The organism is Telluria sp. ZT3P25 (genome assembly GCF_059685895.1).
Window position 1 is genome coordinate 1,575,832 of sequence record NZ_JCASIJ010000001.1, and the last position, 17,149, is coordinate 1,592,980.

Genomic DNA, 17,149 nt, shown 5'->3' on the forward strand with positions numbered 1-17,149 from the left:
GATGAACGACGTGAATAAAACGAACGACGTACCCGTGCTGGCCTGCCGTGGCCTGGGCAAGACCTTCAACCAGGGCGACGCCATCGTGCGCGTCATCGACGGCATCGACTTTGCCGTGTACCGCGGCGAGCGCGTGGCGATTGTTGGCGCTTCCGGCTCGGGCAAGTCGACGCTGCTGCATTTGCTCGGCGGCCTGGATACGCCGAGCAGCGGCACGGTCAGCCTGCGCGGCGAGGATTTTGCGATCCTGTCCGAATCGCGCCGCGGCGAACTGCGTAACACGGCGCTGGGCTTCGTGTACCAGTTCCACCACCTGCTGCCCGAATTCACGGCGCTCGACAACGTCATGATGCCGCTCCTGATCCGCCGCATGCCGCGCGCAGAAGCGCTGACGCTGGCGCAAGCAATCCTCGAGCGCGTCGGCCTGGGCAAACGCGTCATGCACCGCCCGGGCGAATTGTCCGGCGGCGAGCGCCAGCGGGTCGCGCTGGCGCGCGCGCTGGTCACGCAACCGGCTTGCGTGCTGGCCGATGAACCGACCGGCAACCTCGATCACACGACCGCGCAGATCATCTTCGACCTGATGCTCGAACTGTCGCGCACCCTGGGCACTGCCTTCGTGATCGTCACGCACGACATGGAACTGGCGCGCCGCTGCGACCGCGTGCTGCGCATGACCGAACACGGCCTGCAGGCTGCAGAAGGCTGACGCCATGTGGATCGATACGCACGTTCACCTCGACGCCCGCGAATACGGTGGCGATGGCGCCGGCGTCGCGCGCAGGGCCGAAGCGGCTGGCGTATCGATGATCGTCATCATGGCCGTCGAGCGGGGCAATTTCGATACGGTCGCGGCCCTGGCGGCAGGCAGCCCGAACGCCTGCTACGCGCTGGGTATCCACCCGATGTGCGTGCCGCAGGCGCACGACGACGACCTGGCGTACCTGCGCACGCGCGTCGAAGCGGCGATGGGCGATCCGCGTTTCGTGGGCATCGGTGAAATCGGGCTGGATTTCTTCATTCCCGAACTCACCACACCCGAGATGCGCGAGAAGCAGGCGCGGTTCTTCCGCGAACAGCTGCGCATCGCGCGCGACTTCGGCTTGCCGGTCATGACGCACGTGCGCCGCTCGCAGGACCAGGTGCTCAAGCACCTGCGCCAGATTCGCCCGCCAAGCGGCATCGCACATGCGTTCAATGGCAGCTTCCAGCAGGCGCAGAATTTCATCGACCTCGGCCTGCACCTGGGCTTCGGCGGCAACCTGACCTTTACACGCGCACTGCAAATCCGGCGCCTCGCTACCGAGTTGCCGCTCGACTGGATCGTGCTGGAAACTGACTCACCCGACATCGCCCCCAGCTGGATTCATCCCGGCCGCAACAGCCCCGAGAATCTGCCAGGCATTGGTGCTGCGCTGGCCGAATTGCGCGGCGTTGGGACGGAGGTCGTGCGCATTGCCGCCCATCACGCCTCACTTACCGCCATTCCACGCCTGGCCGGTTTGTGCCCTATCGGGTAGAGCAGCTACCCAGGCAAAGTTCCCTGAATTCCGCTCGCCATCTGTGACACCTGACAAGCCGCTGTAGAGACAGCGTGCCAAGATGTGCTTCCTCGAGAATCGCATTGTATGGACAGGAGATCCATGTGGACAGCGCCAGTGAATTCCTGCGCATGTTGCAGAGCGAACGGTCGCTGTCGGCGGCCCACCGGCCGATCCGGCTGCGTTTCGGCCTTGCCGGTCACCCGTTCGACACGATCCTCCTGCCGCAGCGCGTCACTGGCAGCGAAGCCATTTGCGGCGGCCTTGATTACACCGTCACCTGCGTTGCCGCCACCCCGCGCCTGCCGCTCAAGGAACTCATTGCGTTGCCGGCCGAAATCGGGTTCGTCACCGACCGTGGCGGGTTGCGCTGCGCCTGCGGCATCGTGGCCGAAGCGCGCGCCGGGGATGTCGATGGCAGCCTCGGCGTCTACCAGCTGGTGATCCGCGACGCGCTGACGATCATGGAAAAACGCGTCAACAGCCGCGTGTTTCGTGGCCAGAACGAACTGCAGATCGTGCAGGTGCTGTTCGACGAATGGCGCCAGTCCAACAGCGTCCTGGCCAGCGCCTTCCAGTACGAACTCGATCCCCTGTTCGACCAGCGCCAGTTCCCGCCCCGCGAGCAGACCATGCAATATAACGAGTCCGACGCCGCGTTCGTGCGCCGCCTGTTGCGCCGGCGCGGCGTGGCCTGGACGTTCCGCCCCGGCCATGCGCGCACCGGGGCGCCAGACACTGAGCGCGCTGGGTCGCCGGTCCACACGCTGGTGCTGTTTAACGACCCCGATGCGCTGCCTTGCAACAGTGCCGGCACGGTGCGCTACCACCAGGGTGGCGCCACCGAAGAGCGCGACACGATCGTCTCCTGGTGCGCCGCGCGCCGCCTGCAGGCCGGCAGCACGACCCGGCACAGCTGGGATTACCGCAATCCGCTGGGCACCCAGTTCATGACCGCCACCGCGCAGGGCATGGCCGACCAGGGCGGCCATGGCAACGCGCTGGCGGCGAGCCTGGACGACTACCAGGTCGAAATGCCGCATGCCGGCAACGATGTCGAAGACCATTGGCGCCTGGGTCAGCTGCGCATGAACCGGCACGAGCTCGATACAAAATGCTTCCATGGCGTGGGCACGGTGCGCGACCTGCGCGCGGGCGAGTGGTTCACGCTCACCGGCCACCCCGAGATCGATACGCATCCGGCCCCCGAACGCGACTTCGTCATCACCGCCTTGCACGTTGAGGCCGAAAACAACCTGCCGCTGGATGTCGCGACGCGCCTGCAGCGCCTGATGGGCGCTTCGCTGCCGGGCGCCGATAGCGCGTGGCCGACTGCCGGGACCACGGGCGCTCTGCTTCGCGTGCGGGTCAGTTTCGACGCGGTGCGGCGCGGCATCGTGCTGGCCCCCGGGTTCGATCCGCGCGCCGACCTGCCGCATCCGCAACTGCAAAGCGCCATCGTGACCGGCCCGCCCGGCGAAGAAGTGCATTGCGATGCGCTGGGCAGGGTCAAGATCCGGTTTCCCGGCATGCGCATGGACGACCACCAGCACGCGCATGGAGCAGGGGCGTCCGACACGCCGGCCGACTCCGCCTGGGTGCGCGTCGCGTCCAACTGGGCCGGGGCCGGCACCGGCAGCCAGCAACAATCGGGTACGCTGTGCATGCCGCGCGTCGGCACCGAAGTGCTGGTGGCGTTCATGGGCGGCGACCCTGACCGCCCGGTGATCCTGTCGCAGCTGTACAACCAGCGCGCGCAGCCGCCAGCACTGAGCCGTGCGGGCGCGTTGCCGGGCAATCGCTTCCTGTCAGGCATGCGCAGCCGCGAAGTGGGCGGCGCGCGCGGTGGCCAGTTGCTGTTCGACGACACGCCGGGCCAGATCGGCGTGCAGCTGGCCAGCGAACATGCTGAATCGGAACTCAATCTGGGTTGGCTGTCCGAGCCACGCGTGGATGGCAAGGGCGGTGCGCGCGGTGAAGGCGCCGAGCTTCGCAGCAGCAAGGCGGTCGCCGTGCGTGGCGGCGAAGGCGTTCTGCTCAGTGCGGGCAGTATCGAGTCTGGTGCCGGCGCCCAGCTCGAGCGGGACGCGCTCGTCGGCATCGCCGACGTCATGCACGGCGTGCTCGACGAGCTGGCCCGGCTGGCGAGCGCGCACGGCGAAGACCAGCAGGCCAGGCCACGCATGGCCGAACTCACCGAGCGCCTGCGCCGCTGGCATGATGGCTCCAATGTGGCGCCGCATCCGGCGGGTTCGGGGGCGGCGGCGGGGCCGGCGACGGCATCGGCCGGCGCGCCGATGGTGGCGGTCAGCGCGCCGGCCGGCATCGTGCTGGCCAGCGACGACGCCATTGCGCTCGGCGCACGCACCAAGATCGACATCGTCTCGACCGGTGACACCGAAGCAGCCGCCGGCGGCAGCCTGTTCCTGCGCGCGGCGCGTGCACTGAGCCTGTTCGCGTACGACCTCGGCATCAAACTGATCGCGGCGCGCGGCGACATCATTGTCGAAACCCACAAGGGCGATATCGACATCAAGTCGTCCAGCCGGATCCGCCTGATCGCCGCCACCGGCATCGAGCTCGAAGCGCCGTCGGTCAAGATCGTCTCGCAGGGCACGCAAACCGACTGGGCCGGCGGCACGATCACGCACCAGAGCAGCGGCAACCACGTCGTCAAGGCCGCCAGCGTCGACTACCTCACGGGCGGCAATGGCGTGCCGGCTGGCCTGCGGCTGCCGGCAACGGCGCTGGAAACCGACGAGCGTGTGGTGGTCATCGACCGCCAGACCAACCTGCCGGCCCGGGGCCAGCGTTATATCGCCCGTCACGAGGACGGCACCACCATCGACGGCATCACGGACGACGAAGGCCGCACCAGCATCCTGCACAGCTACGCCATGGGCGATATCGAAATCCGCCTGCTGCCCGATGACGATGCCGCCCAACCGGCCACAGCCGTGACGGACCGGGCATGAACGAGCCGACCCGCCCGATCCACCAGCCCGTCGTCGCGCGCGATGGCAGCCTGGTGGCCCACACGGTCGCCACGCCGGTCGCGTTCAAGGTGCGGGCACGCGTGACAGTCGGTTCGCGCAAGGTCATTCCCGTCATCTTCGTGCCGGGCACCATGGGCTCGAACCTGCGGGCGCGTCCCGACATGCAGCAGCGTGACGACGCCGTGCTGCGGCCCGGTGAGCCCGCCTGGCGGCCACCGAACGACTTCACCGGCAAGTACCGCGAGGCCGATCTGTGGGAAACGCGCGCGCCGTCGATCCGGCAGCGCATCCTGGACCCTGCCATCCTCGAGGTGGATCCCGACGGCGAGCTGGATTTTCCGCCGTGCGCACTGGATGCCGCCGTCATGCGCGAGCGGGGCTGGGGCGAAATCCACGCCGACTCGTATGGGGCTGTCCTGGCCGACCTGCAACGCCACCTGGACAAGACCTTCCAGCTGTCGCCGCATGGCGCGCGCCTCGTGCGCCAGCACTGGCAACGGGTCATGCACTGCGACCCTGAACGCTGGGGCGTGCGGCAGATCGATCACGTCACCGAAGCCGAGCTGGAAAAATTTGCCGGCTACCAGTACCCGGTGTACGCATTCGGCTACAACTGGCTGGCGTCGTGCGACCTGGCGGCGCATAGCCTGCGCGCGCGCATCGACCGGATACGCGCGTTCTGGAGCGAGCGCAAGCACACATGCCGCCATGTGATCCTGGTGACCCATTCGATGGGCGGGCTGGTGGCACGCGCCTGTGCGCGCTTGAGCGAAGCGTCGGGCGCATCGGATATCGCCGGCATCGTGCACGCGGTGATGCCCGCGCTGGGCGCGCCGGTGGCCTACCGGCGCATCGCCTGCGGCACCGAGGCCGGCAACTTCACCAACGGGCCACTGGCCAATCTGGCCGCGTCCGGCTTCGCGGACGTGGCCGGCGATACGAGCGAGCGAACGATGCCGGTCATGGCGGTGGCGCCCGGCCTGTTGCAACTGCTGCCGAATCACCTGTACCCGAAACCCTGGCTGGTGATCCGGACGCTGCGGGGTGTGAGCGCGCACGAGGACAGCCGCGACATGGTGTCGCTCCCGGATGGTAATCCCTACGACATGTACCGTGACATGACATCGTGGCACCGGATGATCGATCCGGGCCTGGCGGATCCGGCCAAGCGCTATGCGCACGTGAGCGGTGGCGTGCGGCGCCGGATTCTCGATGCCATCCAGGAGGCCGAGCGCTTTCACACCCAGGTTCTGTCAACCGACGTGCAGGGAAGGCCGGCCCGGCCTTACTACCATCCGCATTCGTATGCGTTCTATGGTGCCGACAAAGCGCTCAAGGCCTATGGTCAGATCCGCTGGGTGGCGCGCATTCCGGCCCACACCCGCGCGGCGCTGACGCCTGCCAATCTTCGCGCCGCCAGGCTGGTTGCACATGGCAGTGCGGGTATGCGCGAAGTCGAGATCGAGCCAGGGGCGCGCCTGAACTTCGTGCTCTGGCCGCAGGATGCCCCCGGCGACGAAACGGTCCCTGCGCAATCCGGTGCCGGTACCGTATCGCATGTGCGGCGCACCTTTGCTGCCGCAGGGTTTCGCCATCAGGACAGCTTCCAGCACGACGACATGCTGCTCCTGACGCGGCATCTCATCGTCAAGATCGTCCAGGAAGTCCGATGAGGCGGCTCAGGAGCCGCCAGGTGCGCTGGGTCGGGGCAGTGGTGGCATTGGTCTTGATGCTTGCGTCGTTTCTTGCCAATTCCGTGCAGGCCGACCAGGACAAGCTAAAGGTGGCAAAGATGACCGGCAAGATGCAGACCGTGTGTGTGGGCCGTTTTCTGATTGATCTTCCCGCCGAGGCAACCGTGCGTCTGCGACGCGGTTTCATCAGTGGCTATGACGTCGCCAGTACCGACCGCGAATCCGACGACGAGTTCGACGCGCGTCTGGCGCAGCTTGCTGCCAATTGGCATGACGCAAGCGCCGGGGATGATCGGGCCGCGCTCGAATCCACGAAGACGATCGCGTCCGAGGGGCGGCGCGGGAACGTGTTCGTGCACAACCGGCAGTGGGCCCGGGCCTTCGAAGGCGAGCGGATTATCGACATCGAAAGCGTCGATCTGGACGGCATGCTGCGTCTTGCGCACGCAAGTATTTCGGCGAGCGCAAAGGGGATGGCACTGGACAGCGGCGATGCGCTGGTACGCCTGCTGGGCCGGTTTCGCGCTCTCGCGCACGATGAAGTTCCGACCGAGCCGGGCTTCTGCATCGGCCACGCGATCGTGCTGGACCCGTACGAGCACCCGGAGACCGAAAGCGTGGTGATGTTCGCCGGCCTGCCTGACCATCCCGACATGCATATCGTCCTGTCCTCGATGGCAGGCGTGGACCCGGCCCCGCGACTGCTCGAGCGTCACGCGATCACGGTCGAGCGCCGCCCGGTGTTCATGCGGCTGGCCTTTTCGCACCTGCGCGAAGCGGCGCGCGCCATCAATGGCCTCGATGGCGACGAACTCGTGATGCGCGTCAGGGAGCCCAATTTCACGACGGGCTACGCATTCCAGTGGGAGATGACGGGCCGCCAGGCTGACGTGCATGCGCCACTGCTCATGCTGGAACTGAGCGCCGGCTCCAATCCGGACAGCGGTGGCAAACCGGTGCAGTCGACGCTGTCAGAGCCCGCGCTGCTCGATCTGTGGGACGGGATCGCAGGCAGTCTCCGGCTGCGCCCGACCGCCCCCCGCCAGCCGGCGCGGCCAGAATTGCCGATGGGTGCTCTCGGCGACATCGCGCTGGCACGTGAACGCTGTCCGTACACGGGCTGGTGGCACTGCACCGAGGCCAATGCCCAGGTGGGTGTGCTGGGCGGGCGTCGGCAGTTCATCGAAGCGGGCGCGCCGATGCCGCAGGCATTGCTGCTACCGCAGGCGACCGTGTGGCAGCGAATCAGGGGCTTGCAGCCAAGCTATGAGAGCAACACGCCCACCCGGTGGCGCCTGGCGGACAGGCGTCATGCGCCGCGGGGTCTAGGAGCGGGGGCGCCCGATGCCGCGCTGCTGCTGAACGTTGATCAACCGTGAGAGTCTTCCGCCGAACGCGCGACGCGGCGCCCTGCAGGTTGACCATCAGCTGACCGACGGCTGACCACCGATCCCCAGCGCATGCGCAGCGCCATCCTTGCCTTCACCGCCGGCGCAGCCTGGGTCCAGATGCAGCCGGCCCTGCCGACGCCGGCCACGCTCACAGTCTGCGCTGCCACGGCCCTGGTCGGCTACTCGCTGCTGCGATGGCGCCAGCGCAGGCTGGTCGCCGGTCTTCTTGCCGGCCTGCTGCTCGGCATCTGCTGGGCTGCGCTGCTCGCCCATCTCGCCCTGCGCCACGCTTTGCCGCGTACCGATGAAGGCCGCGATATCGCCGTGACCGGCGTCGTCGCGAGCCTGCCGCACCGCTTCGCCGGTGGCGTGCGTTTCCAGTTCGACGTGGCGCAGGTCGACACGCCAGGTGCAACCGTGCCGCCGACCATCATCCTGTCCTGGTATGGCGCCATCGCTGCCGATCCGTCGCGCGTGCATCCCGGCGAGCGCTGGCGCCTCGTCGTGCGCCTGCAGCGCCCGCACGGCAACGCCAACCCGCACGGCTTCGACTACGAGGCGTGGCTGCTCGAGCAGGGCATCCGCGCCACCGGCTATGTGCGTCCGGCCGACCGGCACAACCAACGCCTGACCACGTGGACACCGGACGCGCGCTACGCCGTGGAGCGGGCGCGGGGCTGGCTGCGCAGCCGCATCCTGGCGGTCCTGGATGGCAAGCCGTACGCTGGTGTGATTGTCGCGCTGGTGATCGGCGACCAGCGCGGCATCGACCAGGCATCCTGGGATGTGTTCAACCGGACCGGTATCAGCCATCTGGTCTCGATCTCCGGCTTGCACATCACGATGCTGGCAGGCCTGGCTGCCTGGGCGACGTCATGGTTGTGGCGCCGCTCGTTCTTCACCGGTGCGGCGCTGCCGTTGCGCCTGCCGGCCCAGAAGGTGGCGGCGCTGGCTGGCGCGCTGGTGGCATTGCTGTACGTGCTGCTGGCAGGGTTCGGCGTGCCGGCCCAGCGCACCTTCTACATGCTGGCCGTCGTTGCATTGGCGCTGTGGTGCGGCCGGATCGCGTCGATGTCGCACGTGCTGTGCCTCGCGCTGGGCGTGGCCGTATTGCGCGATCCGTGGGCAATGCTGTGGCCGGGCTTCTGGCTGTCGTTCGGCGCGGTGGCGGCAATCCTGTACGCGTGCAGTCGCCAGCCTGATGCCCGCACGCGTGGCTGGCGCGCCGGCCTGATGGTGGCAGCGCGCACCCAGTGGGCCGTGACGCTCGGCCTGGCGCCACTGACGCTGCTGCTGTTCGGGCAAGTCTCGCTCGTGAGCCCCGTTGCCAACGCGGTGGCCATTCCCGTTATCAGCCTGTTCGTCACGCCGCTGGCGCTGGCGGGCAGCGTGCTGCCGTCGCCGCTGGCCGATCTGGTGCTGGGCCTCGCGCATCTCGCGATGGCCTTGCTGGCGTGGCCACTGGGGTGGTTGTCTGCACCAGCGCTGGCGGTGTGGACCGCGCCGGCGCCATCACCCTGGATCCTCCTGCTGGCGCTGGCCGGCACCGCGTGGATGCTGGCCCCGCGCGGCTGGCCGCAGCGCTGGGTGGGCCTGGCCGCGTGGACGCCGCTGCTGACCCACATGCCGGGCGCGCCGGTGGCGGGCCGGTTCGACGTCACGGCCTTCGACGTCGGCCAGGGCATGGCGCTGCTGGTCGAGACGCGGCACCACCGCCTGCTGTACGACACCGGCCCGCTGTACGCGCCGGGCGCGAACGGCGCCACGCGCGTCATCCTGCCGTATCTGCGTGGCCGCGGCATCGGCCGGCTCGATGCGCTGGTGATCTCGCACAGCGACCTCGATCACATCGGCGGCGCCGAGGCGGTGCTGACAACAGTCCAGGTAGGGCAGCTGATCTCGTCGCTGCCGCCAGCACACCCGCTGCTGCAGAAGGCCACGCACCCGGCCCGCTGCGGTGCGGGGCAGGGTTGGAACTGGGATGGGGTGCGCTTCGAGATGCTCGCGCCCGCCGTGGCAAGCTACGCGACCCCGGGTTTGCGTTCCAACGCGCGCAGCTGCGTTCTTCGCATCAGCGCCGGTGGCAGGGCGATCCTGCTGGCCGGCGATATCGAAGCGGCGCAGGAGGCCGCGTTGCTGCGCCTTGACGCCGGCCGCCTGCGCGCCGACGTGCTGCTGGCGCCGCACCACGGCAGCGGTACCTCGTCCACTGCAGCGTTCCTGCAAGCGGTCGGGCCGACAGTCGGCATCTTCCAGGTGGGCTACCGCAATCGTTACCGCCACCCGCAAAAACTGGTGTATGCCCGCTACGGCGCGATGGGCATCGAGCGGTTGCGCACCGATGAACATGGCGCCGTCACGCTGTCGTTCGGACCAGGTCTGGACGTGGCGACCTACCGTGCGACCCACGCCCGCTACTGGTACGGGCGCTGAGCTGCGATCTTCAACCTCTGGCCGATGGCAACGTGATTGTCACCTGCAATCCGCCGCCGTCACGGTTGGCGGCCACAATCTCGCCACCATGCGCCTGCACGACGCGCTGCGCGATGGCCAGCCCGAGGCCGTGCCCGTCGATGCCAGTGCGCGAGGCGCCGGCACGGAAGAACGGCTGGAAAATGGCCGGCAGATCGGCGGGCGCGATGCCAGGTCCCCGGTCGCAGACGTCGACCCGCGCGATGCCGTCGATGGCGCGTACGGACACGGTCACGATGCCACCCGGGGCGCCATGTTTAACGGCATTGCGCACGACGTTCTCGAGCGCGCTCCAGAGCAGATCCGGGTCGCCTTCGAGCCCGACGCGCTCGTCGGCCTCGAACTCGACCCGCAGCGCCGCGCCGCCGGCCGCCGGGTCGGCCTGGTCAGCCTCGAAGCGCGCATCGGCAACGAGCCCGTCGACCAGCTCGACCAGATCCACCGGCTCGCGCCGCAGCACGTCGGGCGATGCTTCCAGGCGCGACAGCGTCAGCAGTTCACCGATCAGCTGATCCATGCGATTGCTTTCGCGCTCGATGCGTTCGAGCGTGATACTGATTTTGTCCGGCTGCTGGTGCGCCAGGCCAAGCGCTGCCTGCATCCGTGCCAGCGGAGAGCGCAGTTCGTGCGAGACATCGTGCAGCAGGCGGCGCTGGCCATCCATCAGCGCGCGCAGGCGGGCGCTCATGCGGTCGAAGTCGCGGCCCAGATCGACCAGCTCGTCGCCGCTCGCGGCGCCGGGGCCGAAGCGTGGCGCCAGGTCGCCGGCGGCGGCCGCTTCGAACGCGCTGCGCAGGGCGCGGATGGGGCGTGAAAAATACCAGGCCAGCAGCGCCGCGAACAGCAGGCTGGCGAGGATGGTGGCGCCGATCACTACGCTCTGGCCAATACGTCGGCGCGGGCCGGGACCGGGGTCGATCGCAGGCGCCATGGGCTCGGGACCACCTTTGTACTGCGCACCATCCTGGCGGCCAGGCTGGCGCCCGAAATTGCGCGACACGAACGCGATGTACTGCTCGCCGTCCGGGCCGACCAGGCGCCGCGCACCGCGCCACACGGCGCTGTCGCCACCCTGGGCGCCATCGCGCAGTTCGCGCTCGACTTCGTGCATCAAGTCGGCCGGCACTGCGCGGCCGAGCAGTTCGTGGCGCGACGCGTCGAGCACGAACAGTTGCGGGCGCCGCATGTCGGGCAGCAGGCTACGCAAGGCGGGCAAACCGCCGTGACGCAGCGTGGCAGCTGCGGCGTCCAGGGCGATCGCGGCGGGCGGACCGCTGTCGAGCACGGGCGTCGCGCGCTGGCGCGCCTGGTCGCGCAACCAGAACACGCCGCCCACGCCGATGGTCGCCGCCACCTGCGCCAGCAGGATGCACAGGAAGAACTTCCAGAACAGCCGGCCCACGCTAATCCTTGATCAACTGGTAGCCCTGGCGGTAGATCGTCTGCAGGCACGAGCGGCCGTCGGACAACGGCCCCAGCTTGTGCCGCAGGCTGCTCAGGTGGACGTCGATATTGCGATCGAACCGCGCCAGCGGCCGGCCCAGACCCTGTTCGGACAAATCGTTCTTGCTCACCGGCCGGCCGGCGTTGCGGGCCAGGACTTCGAGCAGATTGAATTCGGTGCTGGTCAGGTCGAGAGGCTGGCCGTCCCAGGTGGCGCGGCGCTGCTCGGGCAGCATGGTCAGCTTGCCGACGCTGAGCACGACCCCGGGGCCGCTCTCGGGCACGGCCTGCGTGCGGCGCAGGATGGCGCGCACGCGCGCCGTCAGCTCGCGTGGCGTGCAAGGCTTGGCCACGTAATCGTCGGCGCCCAGTTCGAGGCCCAGGATGCGGTCGGCATCGTCGCCGCGCGCGGTGAGCATCAGCACCGGCATGCGGCTGCCGGCGCGAATCTGGCGCAGCGCCTCGATGCCGCCCGCGCCGGGCATCATCACATCGAGGATCGCGATGGCGTAGCCGCCGGCCAGCGCGGCGCGCGCGCCGTCTTCGCCATTGTGCACGCAGGTGACGGGAAAGCCTTCCTGTTCCAGATATTCGGCAAACATGCCGACCAGTTCGACGTCGTCGTCGATGAGTAAAACGTTGTTCATGGCGACAGGATAGCGCAGCAGGTCCGCCGCGTCTGCGCTGCTTTACCCGAATTTACCTGGCTTAGACGCGCTTTACATGGCGCCGCCACACAATGGCCGCTTCCATAACACGAGAGGTCCACGATGACACGACCAGCTTCCCCGCGTCCCACACTGAGCGGACTACGCGCCGCGACCGCGTTCTCCGTCTGCCTGCTGGCCGCGCCCGCCGTCCTGGCCCAGCCGATGCCGCCACCGGACGGCCCTGAATACGGCGGCCCGCCGTTCGGTCAACTGCACGAGCGCGATGGCGAACCGGGTCCGTTCGGCACGCCGCCATTTCTGCGTGGCCTGAACCTGAGCGATGCGCAGCACGAGCGCGTCTTCACGATCCTGCACGGCCAGGCGCCCCGGCGCCGCGCGCTGGACCTTGCCGAAAGCAGGGCCGACGACGCGCTGCGCGCGGTGGCAGGTGCCCCCGAATTCGACGGCGCCGCCGCATCCGCCGCCGCGCAGGCGCTGGGCCAGGCGATCGCCGACCAGGAACTGCTGCGACTGCAGACACGCGCGATGCTCAAGGCAGTGCTCACGCCAGAACAGCGTGCGCAGCTCGAGGCGCCGCGCGGCATGGGCCGCAAGGCCGATGCTGAACGACACAACATCCATCGTGGAGACAGCAGGAAATGAAAGCAGCATGCCATCATCACGAGGCTGGCCAAGACGCCGGCGATGACGCCGGCCATGACCACGACGCCGACCACCACCTGGGCCTGGGGGCCGACCTTGCCCGCATGCTGACCCGGACCGCCACGCGGCGCCAGTCGCTGTGCTGGCTGCTTGCCGGCGCCGGCAGTGTCGTCCTGCCGCTGGCCGGCTGCGGCGGGGGCAGCAGCGCGGACGATGGTTTCGGCTTGTCCAGCTCGACCTCGACGACGGGTGCCGCCAGCACGGGCAGCGGCAGCGCGGTGTGCTCGGTGATCCCCGAAGAAACGGGCGGCCCGTATCCGGGCGACGGCACCAACCGCAATGCCAACGGGGTGGCCAACGCATTGATCCTGTCCGGCATCGTGCGTAGCGATCTGCGCGCCAGCGTGGCCGGCGCCAGCGGCGTGGCGGCCGGTGTGCCGTTGACGATCCGCCTGAAGATCGAGAACGTGGCGCAGGGCTGCGCGGCGGCTGCCGGTGCCACCGTCTACCTGTGGCACTGCACGCGCGAAGGGGGCTACTCGATGTACAGCACAGGCATTGTGGGCGAGAACTATCTGCGCGGCGTGCAGGAAGCCGACAGCGAAGGCTATGTCACGTTCACGACCATCTTCCCCGGCTGCTACGACGGGCGCATGCCGCACGTGCACTTCGAGGTGTACCCGACGCTGGCCAGGGCGACCAGCGCAGCCAACCGCATCAGGACGTCGCAGTTCACGTTCCCGCTGGCGATCGCCAACGAAGCCTATACCAGCAGCGGTTATGCGAGCAGCGTGAGCAACCTGGCGCGCATGAGCTTTGCGCTCGATAACGTGTTCAGCGACGGCACCGCGCTCCAGATGGCGAGCGTGACGGGCACGGCCAGTCAGGGCTACAGCGCGACGCTGGCAGTAGGTGTAAACATCTAAACGCGCTCCGAAGATCGGCAGTGGGGCGGTCCGCGCCATTACAATAGGCCGCTGAATCCGGCCACCGCTCCTGTCCATGTCCAAACCGCTGCTGCACTTCGCCCACGGGAACAGCTACCCGGCCGGCACCTACAACCGCTTGCTGGCCGAGCTCGCCGAGCATTACGACGTGCGCACGCTCGACATGCACGGCCACGATCCGCGCTATCCGGTCGGCGACGGCTGGAACACGCTGGTCGACGAGCTGATCGCGCATCTCGACACGTATGGCCAGCCAGCGATCCTCGTTGGTCATTCGCTGGGCGGCGCACTGTGTACGATGGCGGCGCGGCGCCGCCCCGACCTGGCGCGCTGCGTCGTGATGCTCGACTCGCCCGTGGTGGCCGGCTGGCGCGCGCTGGCCTGGCGCCTGGTCAAGCTGGCAGGATGGGGCGCTCGTCTGTCACCGGCGCGCTTTTCGTACAAGCGGCGCGAGCACTGGCCGGACCGCGACGCCGCCTACCGCCACTTTCACGCCAAGTCGATCTTCCAGGCTTGGGCGCCGGGCGCGCTCGACGACTACATGGAGCATGGGCTGGCGCCGCATCCCGACGGTGTCACGCTGCGCTTCCGGCGCGACGTCGAATCGGCCATTTACCAAACGCTGCCGCACCACATGGGCGCCGTGATCCGCGCGCCGTTCCCGGTGCCGGTGGGCTTCATCGCCGGCACGGTGTCCGAAGAGATGCGGCGGGCAGGGCTGGCGCCCACGCGCAAGCTGGTGGGTGAGCACCTGGTCATGATCGAAGGCGGTCATCTGTACCCGCTGGAGAAGCCGGCCGAGACAGCGGGACTGGTTCACGCGATGATCACGCGGTTGCTCGGCGGCGCCGGGGGGCGCGGGTAGTCAATCAATCATTGCCAAAGCCTCACGGCCAGCGCCTTTTCGCGTAAAATCGCGTGATTTTCTCCCTGCTGGAAACCCAACAATGACTATCAAGAGCGACAACTGGATCCGCCGCATGGCGCACAGCACCGGCATGATCGAACCATTCGAGCCGCAGCAGGTGCGCGAGCAGGATGGCCGCCGGATCATCTCGTTCGGCACCTCGTCGTACGGCTACGACATCCGCTGCGCCGATGAATTCAAGGTCTTCACCAACATCAACAGCACGATCGTCGACCCGAAGAATTTCGATTCGAACTCGTTCGTCGACATCAAGAGCGACGTCTGCATCATCCCGCCGAACTCGTTCGCGCTGGCGCGCACGATCGAATACTTCCGCATCCCGCGCAATGTGCTGACGATCTGCCTGGGCAAATCGACCTACGCGCGCTGCGGCATCATCGTCAACGTCACGCCGTTCGAACCGGAATGGGAAGGCTACGTCACGCTCGAATTCTCGAACACGACGCCACTGCCAGCCAAGATCTACGCCGGCGAAGGCTGCGCGCAGGTGCTGTTCTTCGAAAGCGACGAAGTCTGCGAAACGTCGTACAAGGACCGCGACGGCAAGTACCAGGGCCAGATCGGCGTCACGCTGCCGAAAGCCTGAGTAACCGTACGACCATATTGTAGTCAAACGGGGCAGCGTGACCGCCGCAGGGCGGCCCGACATGCCCCGACTACCACCGGCCTGACACCCTGTCAGGCCGGTACTGCTGCCCCATCCCTCCAAGCTGCATTCCCCCATCTGTCCGGCAACACCTAGCGCGACCCGGGCACGCCCGTGAACGCCGTTTCGATCTACAATAAATCACACAGTGATTTTTGGTTTCGCTGTGCAAAACTAAAATCATGGAGACAGTGTTGATGAAAACCCAGTTTGCACGTTGCACGTCCCGCCGCATCGCCGCGCGGGTGTTACCTTCGCTCATCGCCGTCCTGGCGCTGTCCGCCTGTGGCGGCGACGATGACGATCACGGCGCGCCGCCGCAGGCGAGCACGCCGCCGGTTGCCGTCCAACCCGAGCTAGTCCGTCCGCAGGACGGGCGTACCTACGCCGTCGTCGAAAGCAACCTGCCGTTTGCCGCCATGACAAATGCGCCGGAGACCGACCGCTGGTGGGGCGTGCTGAACAAAGCGGGTTACCAGATCGAAGTGCCGAAAAACTGGAACGGCATGCTGGTCATGTATGCCCACGGCTACGGCGGCACGGGCCCGGTGCTGGAAGTGGCGCCGCCGGCGATTCGTCGCCACCTGATCAGCCAGGGCTATGCGTGGGCCGCATCGAGTTACAGCACCAACTACTATGACGTGCGCGCGGGCGTGGAAGACACGAACGCGCTGGCGCTGGCCTTCCGCGCTATCGCCGGCAAGAACGGCCGTACACTGGCAGCGCCGACCAAGACCTATATCATCGGCAACTCGATGGGTGGCCATGTCACGGCGGCCGCGGTGGACGAAGAAAACATCGAGACGGCCATCAACAAGATCCGCTACCACGGTGCAGTGCCGATGTGCGGCGTGCTGGGCGACACGGAACTGTACGATTATTTCGCCGCCTACCAGACGGCCGCCATGGTGGAGGCCGGCACGCCTGCCACGCGCTGGCCGCCGGCCGACTGGGCGACCATCGGCCCGCAGGTGCGGGCGAAAATGTTCTCGAGCTTCCCGGGCGGCAGCACGCCGAACGCGCCGGCAGTGCCGACCGCGCAAGGCATGCGGCTCAAGCAGATTATCGCCAGCCTCAGCGGCGGCACCCGTCCGCTATTCGATTATGCGTATGCCAGCGCGTACCAGGCCACGGTCTGGGGCACGTTCGGCCGCGACGGCAAGATGCAGGGCGTTCTGCTGGACGATGTCGTCACGACCAGGGACATCACCTTCCAGCTCGATGCCGACCCGGCCATGAGCGCCGAAGAAGTTGCCTACAATGCGAGCATCTTCCGCGTGCCTGCCACGCCAGACGCCAACCGGCTGCGCCGCGACGGCCTGCGCTGGGTGCCGAAAACGAACGCGCGGATCACCGTGCCGGTGGTGACCATCCATACGCTGGGCGACCTGTACGTGCCGTTCAAGATGGAGCAGATCTACAAGCGCCGCGCCGATGCGCTCGGCACATCGAACCTGCTGGTCCAGCGTGCCATCCGGGGGATTGCCCACTGCGACTTCACGATCGCCGAACAGGCTTCCGCCTTTGACGCGATGGTCAAATGGGAGCAGCGGGGCGTGAAACCAGAGGGCGACGACGTGCTGACGCCGGCCATCGTGGCCGATCCGCAGTACGGCTGCAAATTCACCGACAACACGCCATCCCAGGACGACAGCCGTACGTTGCTGGCCACGCGGGCAGCCTTGCCGCAGTGCGCGCCGCGCTGAGCACGCACGCTTGACGCAACAACGCCAGCCGGTTGGCTGGCGTTGTCTTCAATGTCAGGCTGGGCTAGCCAA

13 protein-coding genes are annotated in these 17,149 nt (G+C 67.8%); 11 read left to right on the forward strand and 2 right to left on the reverse strand.

Features of this window, described 5'->3' with window-relative positions:
- The first annotated feature begins 1 nt into the window (after position 1).
- The 6 genes from lolD (at position 2) to AC56LY_RS07225 (ending at position 10,055) form a co-directional block, all read left to right on the forward strand.
- Positions 2-709 (forward strand): lipoprotein-releasing ABC transporter ATP-binding protein LolD, encoded by a 708-nt coding sequence (gene lolD, locus AC56LY_RS07200; protein ID WP_499581982.1) that lies wholly within the window; start codon positions 2-4, stop codon positions 707-709.
- A gap of 4 nt (positions 710-713) precedes the next feature.
- Positions 714-1,520, forward strand: a complete 807-nt coding sequence (locus tag AC56LY_RS07205; protein WP_499577878.1) for a TatD family hydrolase — start codon at positions 714-716, stop codon at positions 1,518-1,520.
- A 125-nt stretch (positions 1,521-1,645) separates the two neighbouring features.
- Positions 1,646-4,516, forward strand: a complete 2,871-nt coding sequence (locus AC56LY_RS07210) for a type VI secretion system Vgr family protein (RefSeq protein WP_499577880.1) — start codon at positions 1,646-1,648, stop codon at positions 4,514-4,516.
- Positions 4,513-6,210 (forward strand): esterase/lipase family protein, encoded by a 1,698-nt coding sequence (locus tag AC56LY_RS07215; RefSeq protein WP_499577883.1) that lies wholly within the window; start codon positions 4,513-4,515, stop codon positions 6,208-6,210. The genes AC56LY_RS07210 and AC56LY_RS07215 overlap by 4 nt, the downstream gene beginning before the upstream one ends.
- Before the next feature lie 20 nt (positions 6,211-6,230).
- On the forward strand, positions 6,231-7,610 hold the full coding sequence (locus AC56LY_RS07220; RefSeq protein WP_499577885.1) for a T6SS immunity protein Tli4 family protein: 1,380 nt from the start codon (positions 6,231-6,233) through the stop codon (positions 7,608-7,610).
- 81 nt (positions 7,611-7,691) lie between these two features.
- Positions 7,692-10,055, forward strand: a complete 2,364-nt coding sequence (locus AC56LY_RS07225) for a DNA internalization-related competence protein ComEC/Rec2 (protein WP_499577887.1) — start codon at positions 7,692-7,694, stop codon at positions 10,053-10,055.
- Positions 10,056-10,065: 10 nt separating this feature from the next.
- Here the strand turns inward: AC56LY_RS07225 and AC56LY_RS07230 are convergent, their stop codons facing one another.
- The gene (locus AC56LY_RS07230) at positions 10,066-11,496 is read right to left on the reverse strand and encodes a sensor histidine kinase (protein ID WP_499577889.1); all 1,431 of its coding nucleotides are present in this window, start codon (positions 11,494-11,496) and stop codon (positions 10,066-10,068) included.
- Between the two features lies 1 nt (position 11,497).
- Positions 11,498-12,184 (reverse strand): response regulator transcription factor, encoded by a 687-nt coding sequence (locus AC56LY_RS07235; protein ID WP_499577891.1) that lies wholly within the window; start codon positions 12,182-12,184, stop codon positions 11,498-11,500.
- A gap of 123 nt (positions 12,185-12,307) precedes the next feature.
- Between AC56LY_RS07235 and AC56LY_RS07240 the strand changes: the two genes are divergently transcribed.
- From AC56LY_RS07240 to AC56LY_RS07260, 5 genes are all read left to right on the forward strand, one after another.
- Positions 12,308-12,850 (forward strand): Spy/CpxP family protein refolding chaperone, encoded by a 543-nt coding sequence (locus tag AC56LY_RS07240; RefSeq protein WP_499577893.1) that lies wholly within the window; start codon positions 12,308-12,310, stop codon positions 12,848-12,850.
- On the forward strand, positions 12,847-13,776 hold the full coding sequence (locus tag AC56LY_RS07245; RefSeq protein ID WP_499577895.1) for a dioxygenase family protein: 930 nt from the start codon (positions 12,847-12,849) through the stop codon (positions 13,774-13,776). Before AC56LY_RS07240 ends, AC56LY_RS07245 begins: the two co-directional genes overlap by 4 nt.
- 76 nt (positions 13,777-13,852) lie before the next feature.
- A complete protein-coding gene (locus tag AC56LY_RS07250) occupies positions 13,853-14,662 on the forward strand; it encodes an alpha/beta hydrolase (protein ID WP_499577897.1) in 810 nt (269 codons plus the stop codon).
- 82 nt (positions 14,663-14,744) lie between these two features.
- Positions 14,745-15,311, forward strand: coding sequence for a dCTP deaminase (gene dcd / locus AC56LY_RS07255; RefSeq protein WP_499556188.1), 567 nt, complete (start codon positions 14,745-14,747; stop codon positions 15,309-15,311).
- Between the two features lie 257 nt (positions 15,312-15,568).
- Positions 15,569-17,077 (forward strand): alpha/beta hydrolase, encoded by a 1,509-nt coding sequence (locus AC56LY_RS07260; RefSeq protein ID WP_499577899.1) that lies wholly within the window; start codon positions 15,569-15,571, stop codon positions 17,075-17,077.
- Positions 17,078-17,149 lie beyond the last annotated feature (72 nt).